Raw genomic sequence first — 17,559 nt, forward strand, 5'->3', positions numbered from 1 at the left:
TCCTATTCCCCGTTTGCCTCGAACCAGTCCGCCGGATCGACCGGCTCGGCCCCTTGTCGCAGTTCCAAGTAAAGCGTTTCCGTATCCCGAGCGCCAGCGCCCGGCCCGCCGGTTGCGGCGGGATCGGTCACGCGCGGCTCGCCCCCCATCAGCCCCAGCGGCGCCCCTGCGGCGACGACCTCGCCCGTGTCACCATAGACGGTGCCCAGTCCGGCCAACACCAGCAGATAACCGGCGCCGGGCTCGAGGATCATCACATTTCCGTAGTCGAGAAGCGGCCCGCGGTAGCGGATCGTGGCGGGCCAGGGCGCGGTCACCAGCGCCTGCGGCCGCGCCGCGATCAGGATGCCGGGCCGGCGGACACCGGCCGCATCGGCCTCGTTCGCCCGGCGCAGGATCGTGCCCAGCACCGGCAGCGGCAGGCGGCCCCGCGCACCCTCGAAATCGCGCGCGGCGGCATCGGGATCGCCGGTGGCCAACCCGCCCGCGAAGGCATCGAGCGTGTCGGCGCTTTCCAGAAGCCCCCGCAGCACCTCGGGGTCTTCGGTGAAGCGCGTCGGCAGATCCACCCGGTCCGAGATCGCCTTGCTCAGCGCCGTCCGCGCCTCCTGCGCCACCGCGAGGCCTTCGGCCAGCGTCCGACCTGCGGCAGTCTGCAGTTCGCGCAGGTCGCGCATCTCGCGCACCTGCTGGCGCAGCGACTCGGCCTGCGCCAGCAGCGCGGGGGTCACGTCCGACAGGATCATGCCCGAACGCGCGGTGCCCAGCGGCCCCGTGGGATGCATCAGCAGCAACGGCCCGGGACGCGCATCCATCCGCGCCAGCACGCCCAGCAGCTGCGATATCTCGTCGCGCTTGGCCTCGAGCAGCATCTCGAGCACCGACTCGCGGATGGCCGCTTGCCGAAGATTCTCACGCAGGGCCGCCAGACCGCGTTCGTAGGCGCGGATCGTGGTGGTCAGCGCGGCCACCCGGTCGCGCGCGCCCTGCGCCTGTTGCAGGGCCGTCACCGCGGCCTGCAGATCGCGCGCCGCCTGCGCTGCCTCCTGCGCCACGGTCACGGCCGAGGCCGGCGTGGCAAGAAGGCCCAGCGCGAGGACGAGCGCGCGGATCATGCCTCGATCAGGCTCCGTCCGGTCATCTCCTCGGGCTGCGGCAAGCCCATCAGCTGCAGGAGCGTCGGGGCCAGATCGGCCAGCCGGCCCGCGCGCAGCCGCGCCCCCGCCGGCCCGCCGACAAGAATCACCGGCACCGGGTTCGTCGTATGCGCCGTGTGCGGCCCGCCCGTCTCGGGATCGACCATCGTCTCGCAGTTGCCGTGGTCGGCGGTCACGATCATCGCCCCGCCCGCTTGGCGAACCGCCTCGGCCGCGCGGCCGAGGCCGCGGTCCACCTCTTCGCAGGCGGTCATGGCGGCCCTGAGATCGCCGGTATGGCCCACCATGTCGGGGTTGGCGTAGTTCACCACGATCAGGTCATAGCCCTCGCCGATCGCCTGCACGAGATGGTCGCTGACATCCGGGGCCGACATCTCGGGTTGCAGGTCATAGGTCGCGACCTTGGGCGAATTGGCCATGTAGCGGTCCTCGCCCGCCTCGGGCACCTCCTTGCCGCCGTTCAGGAAGAAGGTGACATGGGGGTATTTCTCGGTCTCGGCGATGCGGAACTGGCGCAGCCCGTGGCTGGCCACCCACTCGCCCAACGTGTTGCGGATCACCTGCTTGGGATAAGCGGTGGTCATGAAGCGGTCATGCTCGGCCGAATAATCCACCATCCCGAGGAAGCCCGACCAGTCCGGGCGCCGGCCGGTGTCGTAGGCGTCGAACCCCGGTTGGGCGAGACCCGCGAGGATCTCGCGCGCCCGGTCGGCGCGGAAGTTGAGGCAGAAGAAGCCATCGCCATCCGCGGCACCGGCATAGCTGCCGATCACGGTCGGTGCGATGAACTCGTCGGTCTCGCCGCGCGCCAGCGCCGCCGCCACCGCGGCCACGGCGTCCGCCGCCCGCTCGCCCCGCCCGTGCAGCATCGCGTCCGAGGCGCGCTTGACCCGGTCCCAGCGCTTGTCGCGGTCCATCGCCCAGTAGCGCCCGATCACCGTCCCGATGCTGGCCCCCAGGGGCAGCGCCTCGGCCAGGTGCTGCACGAAGCCGCCCGCCGAGGTCGGCGCCACGTCGCGGCCGTCGGTGATCGCATGGATCACCACCGGCACGCCCGCGGCCGCGATCACCTCGACCGCGGCGATGAGGTGCTGGATGTGGCCATGCACCCCGCCGTCCGAGACGACGCCCATCAGATGAGCCGTGCCGCCCGCGGCCTTGACCTTGGCGATGAAGTCGCAGAGCGCCGGGTTCTGCGCGAAGGTGCCCTCCTCGATGGCGAGGTCGATGGCGCCGAGATCCATCGCCACCACCCGGCCCGCGCCGATGTTGGTATGCCCCACCTCGGAATTGCCCATCTGCCCGCGCGGCAGGCCCACGTCGGGGCCGTGGGTGATCAGCGTCGCGTTCGGGCAGGTCGCCATCAGCCGGTCGAAGGTCGGGGTATCGGCCAGCGCCACGGCGTTCGCCTCGCGCTCGGCACGCAGACCCCAGCCGTCGAGGATGCAGAGGACGACGGGTTTCGGTGCGGTCATGGAAGGGCCTTTCACTGGAATGGCCGGGTTTTACGCCGCGAGACCGGCCTCGGCAACCGTGGCGGTCAGGCGGCCCTCGGCATGGCCGGTGACGGTGGCGGAAATGATCCGCCCCTCGGGCAGGTCGGCGGCAAAGGCAACCTCGGTGAACTGCTCGGTGCGCCCCATGCGCGGACCCTCCATCAGCACGCGATGGGCAAGGCCGCGCTGCGCCTGAAGATGCGCCAGAAGCCGCGCGTCGCCCAGTCCGCGCAGCCGCGCCGCGCGCTCGCGGATCAGGGGGCCGGCCAGCTGCGGCATCCGCGCGGCGGGCGTGCCCTTGCGCGGCGAGAAGGGGAAGACATGCAGGAAGGTCAGCCCGCAGTCCGCGACCAGCTTCAGCGAGTTCTCGAACGCCTGTTCGGTTTCGGTCGGAAAGCCTGCGATGATGTCGGCGCCGAAGACTAGATCGGGACGCAGCCGCCGCGCCTCTTCGCAGAAGCGGATGGCGTCGTCGCGCAGGTGGCGGCGCTTCATCCGCTTCAGGATCAGGTCGTCGCCATGCTGGAGGCTGAGGTGCAGGTGCGGCATCAGCCGGGGTTCGGTCGCGATGGCACCCATCAGCGCCTCGTCCGCCTCGATCGAATCGATCGAGGAGATCCGAAGGCGCTGGAGGTCCGGCACCAGCCGCAGGATCCGCATCACCAGATCGCCCAAGCGGGGCTGCGCCGGCAGGTCGGCGCCCCACGAGGTCAAGTCGACCCCGGTCAGCACCACCTCGGCAAAGCCGCGGTCCACCAGCCGGCGGATCTGCTCGACCACCACCCCCGCCGGGACCGAGCGCGAATTGCCCCGCCCGTAGGGGATGATGCAGAAGGTGCAGCGGTGATCGCAGCCGTTCTGGACCTGCACATAGGCGCGGTGGCGGCCGAAGCCGTCGATCAGGTGGCCCGCCGTCTCGCGCACCGACAGGATGTCGTCCACCTGCACCCGCTCGGTCTCGCCGATCAGGTCGGGCGCCATCGCAGCCCAGGTCGAGGCCTGCATCTTCTCGGTGTTGCCGATCACCCGGTCCACCTCGGGCATGGCCGAGAAGGTCGCAGGCTCGGTCTGCGCGGCGCAGCCGGTGACGATGATCGTGGCGCCCGGATTGTCGCGGCGGAGGCGGCGAATCTCCTGCTTGGCCTTGCGCACGGCCTCGGCCGTCACGGCGCAGGTGTTGACCACGACGGCATTGTCCACGCCCGCGGCGGCGGCAAGCTCCTTCATCGCCTCGGTCTCGTAGGCGTTCAGCCGGCAGCCCAGCGTGGAAAAGACCGGCGCACTCATGCCAGCGCCATCATCTCGGGCGACAGCCGGCCTTCGAAGACATGGGCCACCGGCCCCGAGAGCCAGACGCCATCCTCGCGCCAGTCCACCTCGAGCGTGCCGCCATCCATCTCGAGCACCACCTGCCGCCCCGTCAGGCCGCGCCGGGCCGCGGCCACCGCCGTCGCGCAGGCCCCCGAGCCGCAGGCCAGCGTGATGCCCGCCCCGCGCTCCCAGACGCGCAGCCGCAGCCGGTCCGGCCCGATGAGGCTCGCAAACTCCACGTTCGTCCGTTCGGGAAAGAGCGGATCGGTCTCAACCGCCGCCCCCTGCCCCGCAAGATCGACCGCCTCGGCATCCTCGACAAAGAAGATGCAGTGCGGATTGCCCATCCCCACCGCCGCCGGTGCGCCGGCCAGAGGCAGGCTTTCGGTGGTGACTTCGCGGGCGAGCGGGATCTCGGACCACAGAAGCTGCGGCGCGCCCATGTTCACCGACACCAGCCCGTCCGTCCGGCGCACCGCATGCAGACGGCCGCGCGCGGTGACCAGCGCCACCGCATCCCGGCCCAGATCCCGCATGATGTAATCGCAGACGCAGCGGGTCGCGTTGCCGCAGGCGCCCGCGCGCGACCCGTCCGAGTTCCAGAAGTCCAGCGCGAAATCCGCATTCGCATGATCGCGGATCTCGGCCAGCTGGTCGAACCCCACGCCGCGGTGCCGGTCGCCCAGCGCCCGCGCGAGCCCAGCCGTCATGACCGCCCCGCGCCCGCGCGAGTCGATCACCACGAAATCATTGCCCGCCCCGTGCATCTTCATGAAGCCGAGGCCAGAGGTAGCGCCCATGTCCATCATGCCGCACCCTATACGCCCCTCGGGATCTTTTTGCCAGAGCGGGCGATCTTTCTTCACGATTGGCCCTTGACCCCCCGGAGCCGGTTGCGTAGAGAGCGGCGCAGTCAGGAACGACGGTCGCACCGCCGCTTCCGACATGGTGAGGGCGGGTAGCTCAGTGGTAGAGCAGCTGACTTTTAATCAGCTGGTCGTGGGTTCGATACCCACCCCGCTCACCATTTCTTCCAGAACAGTCCGAAGGTTGCGCGGAACCTCCTGAGCAGGTCTCGCGTTCGCTCCGTACAGGCACGGAGGTTTTCATGCGGGTTCGGTCGGGCTGAGGATGGATATCAGCCGCACGAGTGATGTCTGGTGGAAGAACGCGGTCTTCTACTGCCTTGATGTCGAGACCTTTCAGGACAGCAACGGCGACGGCGTCGGCGATTTCGCCGGGTTGACGCGGCGGCTCGACCATCTGGACCGGCTTGGCGTGAGCTGCATCTGGCTGATGCCCTTCTACCCGAGCCCCAATCACGACGACGGCTACGACGTGACCGACTACTACGCCGTCGATCCGCGGCTCGGCACGATGGGCGATCTCGTGGAGTTCCTGCGGGCCGCACGAAATCGCGGCATGCGAGTGATCGCCGACCTCGTCGTGAACCACACGTCGCGCGAACATCCCTGGTTTCAGGCGGCGCGCTCCGATCCGGCCTCGCCGTACCACGACTGGTATGTCTGGCGCGACGAGAAGCCCGAGGAGGACGCTTCGTCGCTGATCTTTCCGGGCGAGGAAGACAGCAGCTGGAGCTGGGACCCGCAGGCCAAGAAGTACTACCTGCACCGGTTCTACAGCCACCAGCCCGATCTCAATGTCGAGAACCCCGCGGTGCGGGACGAGATCCGCCGCATCGTCGGCTTCTGGCTGCAGCTCGGCCTGTCGGGCTTCCGGGTCGATGCCGTGCCCTTCCTGCTCGAGCAGATGTCCACCGAGGACAAGGGCTTTGCGCCCCATCGCTGGCTGCGCGACCTGCGCGCCTTCATCAACCGGCGCTCGGGCGAGGCGGTTCTGCTGGGAGAGGTCAACCTCGACTACCCCGACGTGCGGCGGTTCTTTGGCGACGAGGACGGCGACGAGCTGCACATGTGCCTCGACTTCAACCTCAACCAGGCCATGGCGCTGGCGTTGGCGCGCGAGGATGCCGGCCCGATCGTGCACGGGCTGCGCCACATGCCCGAGCTGGCGGCGGACGATTGCTGGGCCCACTTCCTGCGCAATCATGACGAATGGTCGCTCGACAAGCTGACCGAGGCCGAGCGTCAGGAGGTCTTTGCCAGCTTCGGGCCCGATCCCGACATGCAGCTCTTCGGGCGCGGGCTGCGCCGGCGGATGCCGACGATGTTCAAGGGCAACGAGGCGCGGATGCGGATGGCCTATGCGCTGATGACCTCGATGCCGGGGGCGCCGGTGCTCTTCTACGGGGAAGAGATCGGCATGGCCGAGAACCTCGACATCCCCGGCCGTCTCGCGGTGCGGGCGCCGATGCAGTGGGAAAGCGGGCACAACGGCGGCTTCTCTCCCGCGCCGGCGGACAAGCTCTATCGTCCGGTGGTTTCGCAGGGACGCTGGGCGCCGTCCCGCATCAATGTCGCCGAGCAGCAGGACCGGCCGGATTCGTTCTTCAAGTTCATGGAACAGCTCATGCGGCGGCGGCGGGAATGTCCCGAGATCGCCTTCGGCACCCACGCCGTCCTGCCGATGGCCGAGGCTCCCGTCTTCGCCATCCGCCACGACTGGGAGGGCCGGACGCTGATCGCGTTCGCCAATCTCGGCAGCAAGGAGCAGACCGTGACCTGTTCCCTCTCTGACATCGGCTCGATCGGCACGCTCCGCCCGATCCTCGGCAGCGGCAAGATCTCGGTGAAGAAGACCGAACTGACCGTCGAGCTGGAGGGCTATGGCCTCCGCTGGATCAGGTTCGAGGTCTGATCCCGCCGCGGCCGCGCCGGGAACATCGGCCCCCGCCCCCGGTTTCCCTCTGGCGGCGCCCCGACCGGCGCCGAAAGGAGGAACCTATGGCACATGCGGACAAGAAGCACTTCGGTCAGGGCGTGCAGGGCAAGGGTGACGGCACCGGCGCAGGAGCCGAGGCCGACATGACCGAAATCCCGGCCAACTCGGTGCTGTCCAACCGCGACAAGCGCGGCAGCGAGAGCCGCGGCAAGGACGGTGGACACGTCAAGACCGAGCAGTATCAGGACCATGCGGGCAACCGCCGGCCCGACTGAAAGGAACTCCCATGAGCACCAAGACCCCACCCATTCCGCCCGCCAACCGCAGCGACAAGGGGCCCGGCGGCCCGGAGCACGAGGCATCCGGCGACACGAGCGCGGCCGCGGGCCGTCCCGACCCGGACAAGCAGGGCCAGCCCGCCAACAGCAAGATCAACACGACCCATCAGGGCCACCAGCAGGATCGGTGACATGTCCACATCCTCGAAGACCCCGGCGAGCATCCGGCACGGCGGCCCCGGCGCCTCGCACGAGAACGCCAAGGAGCCGCCGGAGGTGACGAAGCCGCCGGCCGACAGCGACGAACGCGATCACAGCAAGGTGTCGGGCGGAGGCGGCGAGCAGGATCGCCACCACACGCACGACCCCGACCGCAAGTGAGGCGGCAGGGACGGATGGCCGGGCGCGGATCGCTCTGCGCCCGCGCGCGTCCGTCCCGCATCCCGGCCGCGCTGCGCGTGTCCATCCCCCCACGCGCATGCGCCGCCCCCCTTCCGAGGCAAGCAACGCGATGATCCGCGCAGGCATCGGCGGCTGGGTGTATCCGCCGTGGCGGGGTAGCTTCTATCCGGCGGGCCTTCCGCAAAAGCGCGAGCTGGAGCACGCCGCGCGCCGCCTGACCACCCTCGAGATCAACGGCACCTACTACCGCACGCAGACGCCCGACAGCTTCGCGCGCTGGCATGACGAGGTGCCCGAGAATTTCGTCTTTGCGCTGAAGGCCCCGCGCTTCGCCACCAACCGCAAGCGCCTTGCCGAAGCGGGCGAGTCGGTCGCGCGCTTCCTCGACAGCGGCCTCCTGCGGCTGGGCGACAAGCTCGGGCCGATCAACTGGCAGTTCCTTCCCACCAAGGTCTTCGACCGGCAGGATTTCGCGGCCTTCCTGGCCCTTCTGCCGCCCGAGCACCGGGGCCGGCGCCTGCGTCATGCCGTCGAGGTCCGGCACGACAGCTTCCGCGATCCCGCCTTTGTCGAGATGGCGGCCGAACGCGGCGTGGCGGTGGTTCTGGCGGGCGACAGCGAGCACCCCCAGATCGCGGACCAGACCGCCGACTTCGCCTATCTGCGCATCATGGGCACCCGCGAGGGAGAGCCCGAGGGCTACCCGCCCGACCAACTCGACCTCTGGGCCGCGCGCGCCCGCAGCCTCGCGGCCGGGCGCGCGCCAGAGGGGCTGTCTCGGGTCACACAAGCGGTCTCCAACCCGAGCGACGTCTTTCTCTATGTGATCTCCGGTTGCAAGGCGGCGAATCCGGCGGCGGCCGAGGCGCTGATCCGCCGAGTCTCCTGAACAAGGCGCCCACCGCGCAGGCAAACCATCGACATCTGCGGTCTTTTTGGGCACCCTCATCCAAGTGCCGCCCGCCCGGCAGGTGCCCGCCTTGCACCTGCGCCACAGGAGGGCAGCCTCGCATCTGATTTCGCGCATGAGGAGAGAGTGATGTTCCGCGCCCCCGCCGCCGCCCTTGCCGCGGCCTTCACCGTCACCGCCGCCACGGCCGGGGCCGAGACCGCGATGCCCTTCGCGCTCGACTGGAAGTTCGAGGGCCCCGCCGCTCCCTACTTCGTGGCCCTCGATCAGGGCCATTTCGCCGCCGAGGATCTCTCGGTGCAGATCTCCGAGGGGGCAGGCTCGCTCGACGCGATCCCGAAGGTTGCGACCGGCGCCTTTCCGGTGGGCTTTGCCGACATCAACAGCCTGATGAAGTTCCTCGACCAGAACCCCGGCGCGCCGGTGATCGCCGCCATGATGATCTACGACAAGCCCCCCTTCGCGGTGGTGGGTCGCAAGTCGCAGGGGATCGAGGCGCCGAAGGATCTCGAAGGGCGCAAGCTCGGCGCGCCGCCGCCCGATGGCGCCTGGGCGCAGTTCCCGATCTTCGCCGCCGAGAACGGTCTCGACATGGCCGCCATCACGGTCGAGCCGGTGGGCTTCCCCACCCGCGAGCCGATGCTGGCCGAGGGTCAGGTCGATGCGGTGACGGGCTTCTCCTTCTCGTCCACCCTCAACCTGATCCGGCTGGGCGTGCCCGAGGACGACATCTCGACCCTGCTGATGGCCGATCATGGCGTGGCGCTCTATGGCAATGCGATCATCGTCAACACCGACTTCGCCGAGGCCAACCCCGAGGCGGTGACCGGCTTCCTGCGCGCCGTGGCCAGGGGCTGGAAGGACAGCGTGGCCGATCCCGATGCGGCCATTGCCGCGCTGATCCAGCGCAACCCGGCCGCCGATGCCGCGCTGGAAGAGCGCCGGCTGCAGATGTCGATCGCGGACAATGTGGTGACCGACTGGGTGAAGGCCAACGGCATGGGCAACATCGACCCGGACCGGATGGCGCGCGCCATCGAGCAGACGAAATCCGTCTATGAGTTCCAGAACGCGCCCGATGCCGCGCTCTATTTCGATCCGCAGTGGCTGCCCGCCGACGGCAGCCTGACCTTCGAGTAACCTTCGAGCGATCGGGGACGTCTCCCGGCGTCCCTCCCTGCCGGGAAGCGCATGGCCAATCTCATCGACATCAGGGGCGTGACCCACGCCTACCGAACTCCGCTCGGCCCGCTGCCGGTGCTCGAGGATCTGAACATCGCCGTTCCCGAGGGCGAGTTCTGCGCCGTCGTGGGCCCCTCGGGCTGCGGCAAGTCCACCCTCACGCGGCTGGTGGCGGGGCTGATGAAGCCCGACCGCGGCGAGGTCTGGCTGCACGGCGAGCGCGTGACCTCGCCGCGCCGGACGGTGGGAATGGCCTTTCAGAACCCGGTGCTGCTCGAATGGCGCACGATCCTCGAGAACGTGATCCTGCCGCTCGAGATCGTGGCCCCGCGGATGCCGCGCAAGGACCGCGTGGACCGCGCGATGGCGCTGCTGGAAATGGTGGGCCTCAAGGGCTTCGAGGCCAAGCGCCCGAGCCAGCTTTCGGGGGGGATGCGCCAGCGCGCCTCGCTCTGCCGGGCGATCGTGCACAAGCCCGACGTGCTGATCATGGACGAGCCCTTCGGCGCGCTCGACAATTTCACCCGCGAGGATCTGTGGCAGACGATGCGCGACCTGCGCGCGGCCGAGCCCTTCACCTGCGTCCTCATCACCCACGACCTGCGCGAGAGCGTCTTCCTCGGCGATCAGGTGATCGTGCTGTCGGGGCGCCCGGCCAGCACCCAGTTCATCCTGAACGTGGGCCTGCCCGCCGACCGGCGCATCGACGTCCTTTACACGCCCGAGGCGACCGACATGCTGCACATCCTGCGCGACCAGATCCGCATCGCGCAGGGGCGCGAGGGTGAGGTGCACTGATGGATCTCGCCCGCAAGATCGGCGTGCCCCTCGCCGCGATCCTGATGTTCCTCGCGCTCTGGGAGGGGATCGTCTGGTGGAACGGCTGGCCCAACTACAAGATGGCCTCGCCCTCGGACCTGCCGCCCGCCTACGCCCGCTACTGGGAGCTGTTCCTGACGATGGGCTGGCAGACGCTGTGGCGGACGGTGGCGGGCCTCGGGCTCGCCGTCCTGTTCGGCACGCTTCTGGGCATGATGATGGGCTTCTCGCGCATCGCCCGCGACGGGCTCTATCCGCTGCTGGTGGGCTTCAACGCCATTCCCAAGGCCACGCTGGTGCCGGTGCTGGCGCTGATCTTCATCGGCCAGCACGATTTCAACACCGTGCTGATGGCCTTCCTGATCTCGTTCTTCCCGATCGCGGTCTCGGTCGGCATCGGCCTTTCCACGCTCGAGCCGGAATACCGCGACATCCTCCGCTCGCTTGGCGCCTCGAAGCTCACGATCTTCTGGAAGATCGCCCTGCCCAAGACCCTGCCCGAGTTCTTCGGCGCGCTGAAGGTCTCGGTCACGCTCGCCTTCATCGGCACGAACCTCGTCGAGATCGTCAGCCCGCACGGACGCGGCCTCGGCGCGCTCTTCAAGTCGGGCGAGACGAACGGCGACTATCCCCTGATGTTCGCCGTCCTCATCGCGCTCGCCTTCCTCGGGATCCTGCTCTACTATGCCGTGGTCGCGCTCGAACGGATCTTCGCCGGCTGGGCCGAGCGTCCGCAGCACTGACATTCACGAAGCGCGAAATGCACGGGCTGGCCCAACCGGCCTGTTGCCTTTTCACCGGATCGCCCCTCAAACTCGACCGGACACACCGACAGGGAGCACGGATGATGGAAGGCTTGGCACAGGCGAACGACCTCAGCGAGGTCATCGAGGCCGACCGCGCGCACATGTGGCACCACCTGAGCCAGCACAAGCAATATGAGACGGTCGATCCCCGCATCATCGTTGAAGGCAAGGGCATGCGCGTCTGGGACGCGGCGGGCAAGGAGTATCTCGACGCGGTCTCGGGCGGCGTCTGGACGGTCAACGTGGGCTACGGCCGCGAAAGCATCGCCAACGCTGTGCGCGACCAGCTGATCCGCATGAACTACTTCGCCCATTCCGCGGGCTCGATCCCGGCCTCGCTCTTCTCGAAGCGGCTGATCGAGAAGATGCCGGGCCTCTCGCGCGTCTATTACTCGAACTCGGGCTCCGAGGCGAACGAGAAGGTCTACAAGATGGTGCGCCAGATCTCGCACCGGCATCACGGCGGGCGCAAGAACAAGATCCTGTTCCGCGAACGCGACTACCACGGCACCACGATCACGGCGCTCGCCACCTCGGGCCAGCCGCAGCGGGCCGAGCAGTATGGCCCCCTGACGCCGGGCTTCGTGATGGTCCCGCACTGCCTCGAATACCGCAAGCAGTGGGATGTCGAGAACTACGGCGAACGCGCGGCCGGCGCGATCGAGGAGGTGATCCTGCGCGAGGGCCCCGACACGATCGGCGCGCTCTGCCTCGAGCCTGTGACGGCGGGCGGCGGCGTGATCGTGCCCCCGGCCGGCTACTGGGAGCGGGTGCAGGAGATCTGCCGGAAATACGAGATCCTTCTGCACATCGACGAGGTGGTCTGCGGTCTCGGCCGCACCGGTACCTGGTTCGGCTACCAGAACTTCGGGGTGAAGCCCGATTTCGTGACCATGGCCAAGGGCGTGGCCTCGGGCTACGCCGCCATCTCCTGCACGGTGACGACGGAAGCCGTGTTCGAGATGTTCAAGGACAACCCGGACGATCCGATGAGCTATTTCCGCGACATCTCGACCTTCGGCGGCTGCACTGCGGGGCCGGTCGCGGCGCTGGAAAACATGCGGATCATCGAGGAGGAGGGCCTGCTCGAGAACACGCTGAAGATGGGCACCCGCGTGATCGCGAACCTCACCGCGCTGCAGGAGAAGCACGCCGTGATCGGCGAGGTGCGCGGCAAGGGCCTGTTCTGCGGCGCGGAACTGGTGGCGGACCGCGCCACGAAAGAGCCGATGGACGAAAAGCGCGTGGCGGCCGTGGTGGCCGACGTGAACGCGCAGGGCGTCATCATCGGCATGACCAACCGCAGCCTGCCGGGCTTCAACAACACGCTCTGCCTGTCTCCGGCGCTGATCGCCACGCCCGACGACATCGACCAGATCACCGACGCCATCGACCGCGCCCTGACCCGCGTCTTCGGCTGAAACAGCGGCGCCCGGGGCATGGCCTCGGGCGCCTGCGACCCGATGTCAGATTTCGCGTTTCGCACGTCGCTTTGTGATGTGCCGTGCGGGCCTCGGCGCTATAGCCCCTTCGGAAAGACCAACCCGAGGGAGCCCCATGTCGAAGTTCGTCCTCACCGTCACCTGCCCGACCCGCCGGGGCATCGTCGCAGCCATCTCGAACTTCCTCGCCGACAATGGCTGCAACATCACCGACTCGGCGCAGTTCGACGATCAGGAAACGGGGCGCTTCTTCATGCGCGTGGGCTTCCAGTCCGAGACCGGCGCCACCCTCGATGCGCTGAACGACAGCTTCGCCCGCATCGCCCCGGACTTCGAGATGGACTGGCAGATCTTCGACAGCTCCCGGAAACTCAAGGTCCTGCTGATGGTGTCGAACTTCGGCCACTGCCTGAACGATCTGCTCTACCGCTGGCGGATCGGGGCGCTGCCGATCGAGATCGTGGGCGTCGTCTCCAACCACTTGACCTACCAGAAGCTCGTGGTGAACCACGACATCCCCTTCCACCTCATCCGGGTCACGAAGGAGAACAAGCCCGACGCCGAGGCGCGCCTGCTTGCGCTGGTGGAAGAGACGGGCGCCGAACTGGTCGTCCTCGCCCGCTACATGCAGGTCCTGTCGGATTCCTTCTGCCAACGGATGTCGGGGCGGATCATCAACATCCACCATTCCTTCCTGCCCTCCTTCAAGGGCGCCAACCCCTACAAGCAGGCCTACCAGCGCGGCGTGAAGCTGATCGGGGCCACCGCCCACTATGTCACCGCCGACCTCGACGAAGGCCCGATCATCGAGCAGGACACCGTCCGCATCACCCACGCCCAGAGCCCGGACGACTATGTGAGCCTCGGCCGCGACGTGGAAGCCTCGGTGCTCGCCCGCGCGATCCACGCCCACATCCACCACCGGGTCTTCCTGAACGGCAACAAGACGGTGGTGTTCCCCGCCTCGCCCGGCGCCCACGCCTCCGAACGCATGGGCTGAGCCGCCGAAAGCCTGCCCCTTTCACTCTGCCCAAATATCCCGGGGGTGCGGGGGCAGCGCCCCCGCTCTCAGGTCAGCTCCTCGGGCTTCAGCGGCAGATCGTCGTGCAGCGGCACCGTCTGGCGCTCGATCATCCGGCGGACGCGCGGCTTCTCCGGCCCCTCATGCAGCGCCAGCAGCCGGTCGGTCACCTCGGCATCCGCCTTCGTCCGCCGCTCGTGGTGGCGCAGATATTCCGCCCAGGTGGCCACGTGATAGCTCTCGGCCCAGATCCCCGGCCGTTCGAGATCCCGCAGCAGCACCCACTGCCGGGCCCCGTCCCGGATGCGGATCCGGCGCCGGTCGGCCATCGCGGCGAGGAACGGCTCCACATTCTCCGGCGCGACATCATATTCCACTGTAACCATGATCGGCCCCGACCGCGTCCTCAGATCGACCGGCAGCTTCGGCTCGACAAAGCGGCCGAGCGGATCGAGATCCTTCATCCCGAAGGCGGGCAGCGGCATCCGAAGACCCACGATCGCCCCCACCACCAGCACGGCCGCGGCCCCGAACAGGGCCTGGGCCACCCCGCCCGCCTCGGCGGCCTGCCCCCAGAGGAAGCTGCCCGCCGCCATCCCGCCGAAGGTCGCCGTCTGATAGAGCGCAAGCGCCCGGCCGACGACCCACCGCGGAGTGGCCAGCTGCACGCTCACATTGAAGAGCGACAGCGCCAGCACCCAGGCCGCGCCGGCCGGCAACAGCATCAGCCCCGACAGCCAGAGGTCGCGCGAAAGGCCCAAGCCCACCAGCGCCGCCGCAAAGAGCAGGAAGCCCGCGCGCACGATGGTCTCGTTCTGGAACCGCTCGCGCAGGCGGGCACCGGCAAAGGCCCCGCCGATCGCCCCCACACCAAAGCAGCCCAGCAGCGCGCCGTAGGTGAAGGCGCCCCCCGCGACCAGATCCCGCGCCACGATGGGCAGAAGCGCAAGCAGGCTGACCGCAGCCAGCCCGAAGAGAAAGCCGCGGAACAGCACCTTCAGCAGCACCGGAGACATGGACACATAGCGCAGACCCGCCGCGACGGCCGATCCCAGCGCCTCGCGCGGCAAGCGGCGCGGCGCATAGTCCGGCCGCCAGAGGAACAGCGCGAGGACGAGCGGCAGATAGCTCGCCGCATTGATCGCAAAGGCTGCGGCCGCGCCACCGGCGGCGACGATCAGCCCGCCCAGCGCCGGCCCGACACTGCGCATCAGGTTGAAGCCCATGCTGTTGAGCGCGACCGCCGACGGCAGGTCCGCGCGCGGGACGATGTCTCCGACCGAGGCCTGCCAGGAGGGATTGTGCAGCGCCACCCCCACGCCAATCAGGAAGGTGAAGGTCAGCAGCAGCCAGGGCGTGAGCAGCCCGGCCAAGGCCGCAAATGCCAGCGCCGCCGACACGGTCAGCATGAAAAGCTGCGCCGTCAGCATGAGGCGCCGCCGGTTCAGGCTGTCGGCCAAGGCGCCCGACGGCAGCGAGAAGAGCATGATCGGCAGCGTGGTCGAGGCCTGCACCAGCGCCACCATTCCCGCCGAATGGGTAAGTTCCGTCATCATCCAGCCCGCACCCACGGCCTGCACCAGCCCGCCGAAGTTCGAGACGATGCTCGCCATCCACAGGTTGCGGTAGGTCGGGAGGCGGAAGGGCGCGAGGGGTGAGACGCGGTCGGGCAAGGGAGAACCTTCTGTCGGGCCGGCTGTCCAATGGGTAGGGCGCGCGAGTGCGGCTGGCAAGGGATGCCCCGAAGGCCGTTTGAAATCCTCTGACAACGCCGGGAACCGGCACCCGTTCCGCCGGTTGACCGCGACGGCCTGCCCAAGGCCCAGGGCCGCGACAGGAGGACGGAAGGTGAAGGATGGCTGCGTTCTCGTCGAGATGGCGGACGGCACCCAGGCGTCGGTGCCGCGCGGTCTCGTCTATGTCACCGACTCCGCTCCCGGCATCACCCGGCGCCGCTGCGGACGGGGCTTTGTCTATCGCGGCCCCGACGGCCGCCTTCTCGGGCGCGAGGAGCGGGCACGGATCCTGAAGCTGGGGGTGCCGCCCGCCTACGAGAAGGTCTGGATCTGCCCGCTCGAGAACGGGCATCTTCAGGCGACCGGGTTCGACGCGCGCGGCCGCAAGCAGTATCGCTACCACCCGGACTGGGGAAGCTGGCGATCCCAGGCGAAATACGCCCTGCTTCCCGCCTTTGGCGAGGCGCTGCCACGGCTGCGCCGCCGCGTGTCGCGCGACCTCAAGGCCGAGGCGGGCGAGCTTGCCTTTTCGCTGGCCGCCCTCACCATGCTGATCGACCGGACCTGGCTGCGCGTCGGAAGTTCGGCCTATGCCGAAGAAAACCGCACATTCGGCGCCACCACGCTGCTCTCGCGCCATGTGAAGCTCCGCGAGGGTGAGGTGCGCCTCGACTTTCGCGCCAAGGGCGGCAAGCGCGTGCGGCAGGTGCTGAAGGACCGCCGCCTGCACCGCATCCTGCAGGAGATCGAGGACCTGCCCGGCCGCAACCTCTTCAACTGGATCGACGAGGAAGGTCAGGTCCGCCGCGTGGCCTCGCATCATGTGAACGACTACCTGGCCGAAGCCACCGAGCTTCCCGGCGCGAGCGCCAAGACCTTCCGCACCTGGGGCGGGTCGCTCGCGGCCTTCGGCGTGGCCCGCGCCACGGACGGCCGGCTGACCGTGAAGATGATGGCCGAGGCGGCAGCCGAGCGGCTGCACAACACACCCACGATCAGCCGCACCTCCTACATCCATCCCCGCATTCTCGGCCTCGCCGACCTGAAGCCCGAGGAGAGGCAGGACCAGCTCGCGGCGATCGAGCCCGCCGATCTGGCCGAACTGCGCAGCGAAGAGCGGATCATGCTGGGTTTCCTGCGCTCCTGACCGCCCACCCGGGCAAACGGCGCCGCGCCGGGGAGCGACGGCGCGGCGCGGGCCTCGGATGCGCGCGGATCAGCCGGACTTGTGCTCCGGCTTGCCCTTCCGCGGCGTCGAGGCCATTTCCTCGAGCTGGCTCTCGGACATGGATTTCTCCATGCTCTTCGAGGCGCCTTTCAGCTCGGTCTTCTTCGTGTCACCGCGCTTGGCCGACAGGGCCGCTCCGGCAGCCTTCTGCTGAGCCTTGGATCTGGCTGGCATGACGAGACCTCGGATCGTGTCGATGTGGTGGGATGCCCGGCGGCCGGTTCGCAGGGGCAACGGCCCCGCCCCCGCCTTGTTCCAGAAGGCGGCCGCCCGTGCGCGACAGGCTCGGCGGAGAGCCGCCGACCGCGCCCCCGTCGGAACCGAGCGCCACGGCAGCGGTTGAGCCGGACAAGAGCGGGAATGACTCGAAGAACTGCCGGAGCCTGAAGATGAGACTTGTGCCGATTGCCCTTGGGGCCCTGCTGCTTGCCACGCCGGTGGCCTTCTCGCAGTCCGATGCCATCGGACCGCCGCTCGTTGTGGTGGACAATGCCGAAGTCTTCGCCGGAATGGCGGTGTCCACGGCGCTCTTCAGTGTCGAGGCCAGCGAAACCGCCCTTCAGCGCACGCGGAACGAGCAGGTCCGGGCCTTTGCCGAGAAGGTGCTGGCCGAACGCCGCGACACGGCGGAGCGGCTGGTGAAGGCGGCCGAACAGGACAGCCTCGCCCTGAACCCCCGCATGTCACCCCGTCACGAGGCCGAAGCCCAGACGCTGCGCGCCGCAAATGACCAATTGTTCGATGACCTCTACCTCGCGGGCCAGCGCCGCGCCATGGATGAGGAGGTGACGCTCTATCAGGGGTTCGCCACGGCGGGTCAGGCGAGCGCCCTGCGAGAGACCGCCGGTGAACTTCTGCCGGGCATGGTTGCAAGCCAGGAAGAGGTGCGCGCCCTGACGTCACCGTCCGGCTGAGCTTGCAGTTACCCACAAGTTGGTGCGGTGAATTGATTCACCTGCCAGCCTTGGT

18 protein-coding genes and 1 tRNA gene are annotated in these 17,559 nt (G+C 68.7%); 13 read left to right on the forward strand and 6 right to left on the reverse strand.

The window, feature by feature from the left end; genetic code table 11:
• Positions 1 to 2: 2 nt before the first annotated feature.
• From FG154_RS12900 to dapF, 4 genes are read right to left on the reverse strand one after another with little or no spacing between them, the layout of a single operon-like run.
• The gene (locus FG154_RS12900; protein WP_145108526.1) at positions 3 to 1,115 is read right to left on the reverse strand and encodes a murein hydrolase activator EnvC family protein; all 1,113 of its coding nucleotides are present in this window, start codon (positions 1,113 to 1,115) and stop codon (positions 3 to 5) included.
• Positions 1,112 to 2,632 carry a 2,3-bisphosphoglycerate-independent phosphoglycerate mutase gene (gpmI, locus tag FG154_RS12905; protein ID WP_145108529.1) on the reverse strand — a complete coding sequence of 507 codons (1,521 nt, stop codon included), beginning with the start codon at positions 2,630 to 2,632 and terminating at the stop codon, positions 1,112 to 1,114. The genes FG154_RS12900 and gpmI overlap by 4 nt, the downstream gene beginning before the upstream one ends.
• A 30-nt stretch (positions 2,633 to 2,662) precedes the next feature.
• A complete protein-coding gene (gene mtaB, locus FG154_RS12910) occupies positions 2,663 to 3,940 on the reverse strand; it encodes a tRNA (N(6)-L-threonylcarbamoyladenosine(37)-C(2))-methylthiotransferase MtaB (RefSeq protein ID WP_145108532.1) in 1,278 nt (425 codons plus the stop codon).
• Positions 3,937 to 4,773 (reverse strand): diaminopimelate epimerase, encoded by an 837-nt coding sequence (dapF, locus tag FG154_RS12915; RefSeq protein WP_145108535.1) that lies wholly within the window; start codon positions 4,771 to 4,773, stop codon positions 3,937 to 3,939. The genes mtaB and dapF overlap by 4 nt, the downstream gene beginning before the upstream one ends.
• Before the next feature lie 143 nt (positions 4,774 to 4,916).
• On the opposite strand from dapF, the gene FG154_RS12920 reads away from it, so the two are divergent.
• The 11 genes from FG154_RS12920 (at position 4,917) to purU (ending at position 13,605) form a co-directional block, all read left to right on the forward strand.
• Positions 4,917 to 4,991: transfer RNA gene (locus FG154_RS12920), tRNA-Lys, on the forward strand.
• Positions 4,992 to 5,095: 104 nt separating this feature from the next.
• Entirely contained in the window at positions 5,096 to 6,742 is a 1,647-nt protein-coding gene (locus FG154_RS12925) for an alpha-amylase family protein (RefSeq protein WP_145108538.1), read from the forward strand.
• A gap of 86 nt (positions 6,743 to 6,828) precedes the next feature.
• On the forward strand, positions 6,829 to 7,041 hold the full coding sequence (locus FG154_RS12930; RefSeq protein ID WP_145108541.1) for a hypothetical protein: 213 nt from the start codon (positions 6,829 to 6,831) through the stop codon (positions 7,039 to 7,041).
• An 11-nt stretch (positions 7,042 to 7,052) separates the two neighbouring features.
• On the forward strand, positions 7,053 to 7,235 hold the full coding sequence (locus FG154_RS12935; RefSeq protein WP_145108544.1) for a hypothetical protein: 183 nt from the start codon (positions 7,053 to 7,055) through the stop codon (positions 7,233 to 7,235).
• A gap of 1 nt (position 7,236) precedes the next feature.
• Positions 7,237 to 7,425: a hypothetical protein gene (locus FG154_RS12940; RefSeq protein ID WP_145108547.1), complete on the forward strand. Its 189-nt coding sequence runs from the start codon at positions 7,237 to 7,239 to the stop codon at positions 7,423 to 7,425.
• A 130-nt stretch (positions 7,426 to 7,555) separates the two neighbouring features.
• A complete protein-coding gene (locus FG154_RS12945) occupies positions 7,556 to 8,335 on the forward strand; it encodes a DUF72 domain-containing protein (RefSeq protein ID WP_145108550.1) in 780 nt (259 codons plus the stop codon).
• Positions 8,336 to 8,485: 150 nt separating this feature from the next.
• Positions 8,486 to 9,496, forward strand: coding sequence for an ABC transporter substrate-binding protein (locus FG154_RS12950; protein ID WP_145108553.1), 1,011 nt, complete (start codon positions 8,486 to 8,488; stop codon positions 9,494 to 9,496).
• 51 nt (positions 9,497 to 9,547) lie between these two features.
• Positions 9,548 to 10,336 (forward strand): ABC transporter ATP-binding protein, encoded by a 789-nt coding sequence (locus tag FG154_RS12955; RefSeq protein WP_011909919.1) that lies wholly within the window; start codon positions 9,548 to 9,550, stop codon positions 10,334 to 10,336.
• On the forward strand, positions 10,336 to 11,100 hold the full coding sequence (locus FG154_RS12960) for an ABC transporter permease (protein ID WP_145108556.1): 765 nt from the start codon (positions 10,336 to 10,338) through the stop codon (positions 11,098 to 11,100). The genes FG154_RS12955 and FG154_RS12960 overlap by 1 nt, the downstream gene beginning before the upstream one ends.
• Before the next feature lie 101 nt (positions 11,101 to 11,201).
• Positions 11,202 to 12,584: a hypotaurine--pyruvate aminotransferase Tpa gene (tpa, locus tag FG154_RS12965; RefSeq protein ID WP_186312356.1), complete on the forward strand. Its 1,383-nt coding sequence runs from the start codon at positions 11,202 to 11,204 to the stop codon at positions 12,582 to 12,584.
• Between the two features lie 136 nt (positions 12,585 to 12,720).
• Positions 12,721 to 13,605, forward strand: a complete 885-nt coding sequence (purU, locus tag FG154_RS12970) for a formyltetrahydrofolate deformylase (RefSeq protein WP_145108559.1) — start codon at positions 12,721 to 12,723, stop codon at positions 13,603 to 13,605.
• 68 nt (positions 13,606 to 13,673) lie between these two features.
• On the opposite strand, the gene FG154_RS12975 is transcribed toward purU, so the two are convergent.
• Complete coding sequence (locus tag FG154_RS12975; protein WP_145108562.1) at positions 13,674 to 15,299, reverse strand: MFS transporter; 1,626 nt, start codon at positions 15,297 to 15,299, stop codon at positions 13,674 to 13,676.
• 175 nt (positions 15,300 to 15,474) lie between these two features.
• On the opposite strand from FG154_RS12975, the gene FG154_RS12980 reads away from it, so the two are divergent.
• Entirely contained in the window at positions 15,475 to 16,509 is a 1,035-nt protein-coding gene (locus tag FG154_RS12980) for a DNA topoisomerase IB (RefSeq protein ID WP_145108565.1), read from the forward strand.
• 69 nt (positions 16,510 to 16,578) lie between these two features.
• Here FG154_RS12980 and FG154_RS12985 read toward each other — a convergent pair whose 3' ends face one another.
• Positions 16,579 to 16,764: a DUF3008 family protein gene (locus FG154_RS12985; protein ID WP_145108568.1), complete on the reverse strand. Its 186-nt coding sequence runs from the start codon at positions 16,762 to 16,764 to the stop codon at positions 16,579 to 16,581.
• Positions 16,765 to 16,979: 215 nt separating this feature from the next.
• Between FG154_RS12985 and FG154_RS12990 the strand changes: the two genes are divergently transcribed.
• Complete coding sequence (locus FG154_RS12990) at positions 16,980 to 17,504, forward strand: DUF4142 domain-containing protein (protein WP_145108571.1); 525 nt, start codon at positions 16,980 to 16,982, stop codon at positions 17,502 to 17,504.
• The last annotated feature ends 55 nt before the right edge of the window (positions 17,505 to 17,559 follow it).

Source organism: Cereibacter sediminicola, from assembly GCF_007668225.1.
Taxonomy (GTDB): domain Bacteria; phylum Pseudomonadota; class Alphaproteobacteria; order Rhodobacterales; family Rhodobacteraceae; genus Cereibacter_A; species Cereibacter_A azotoformans.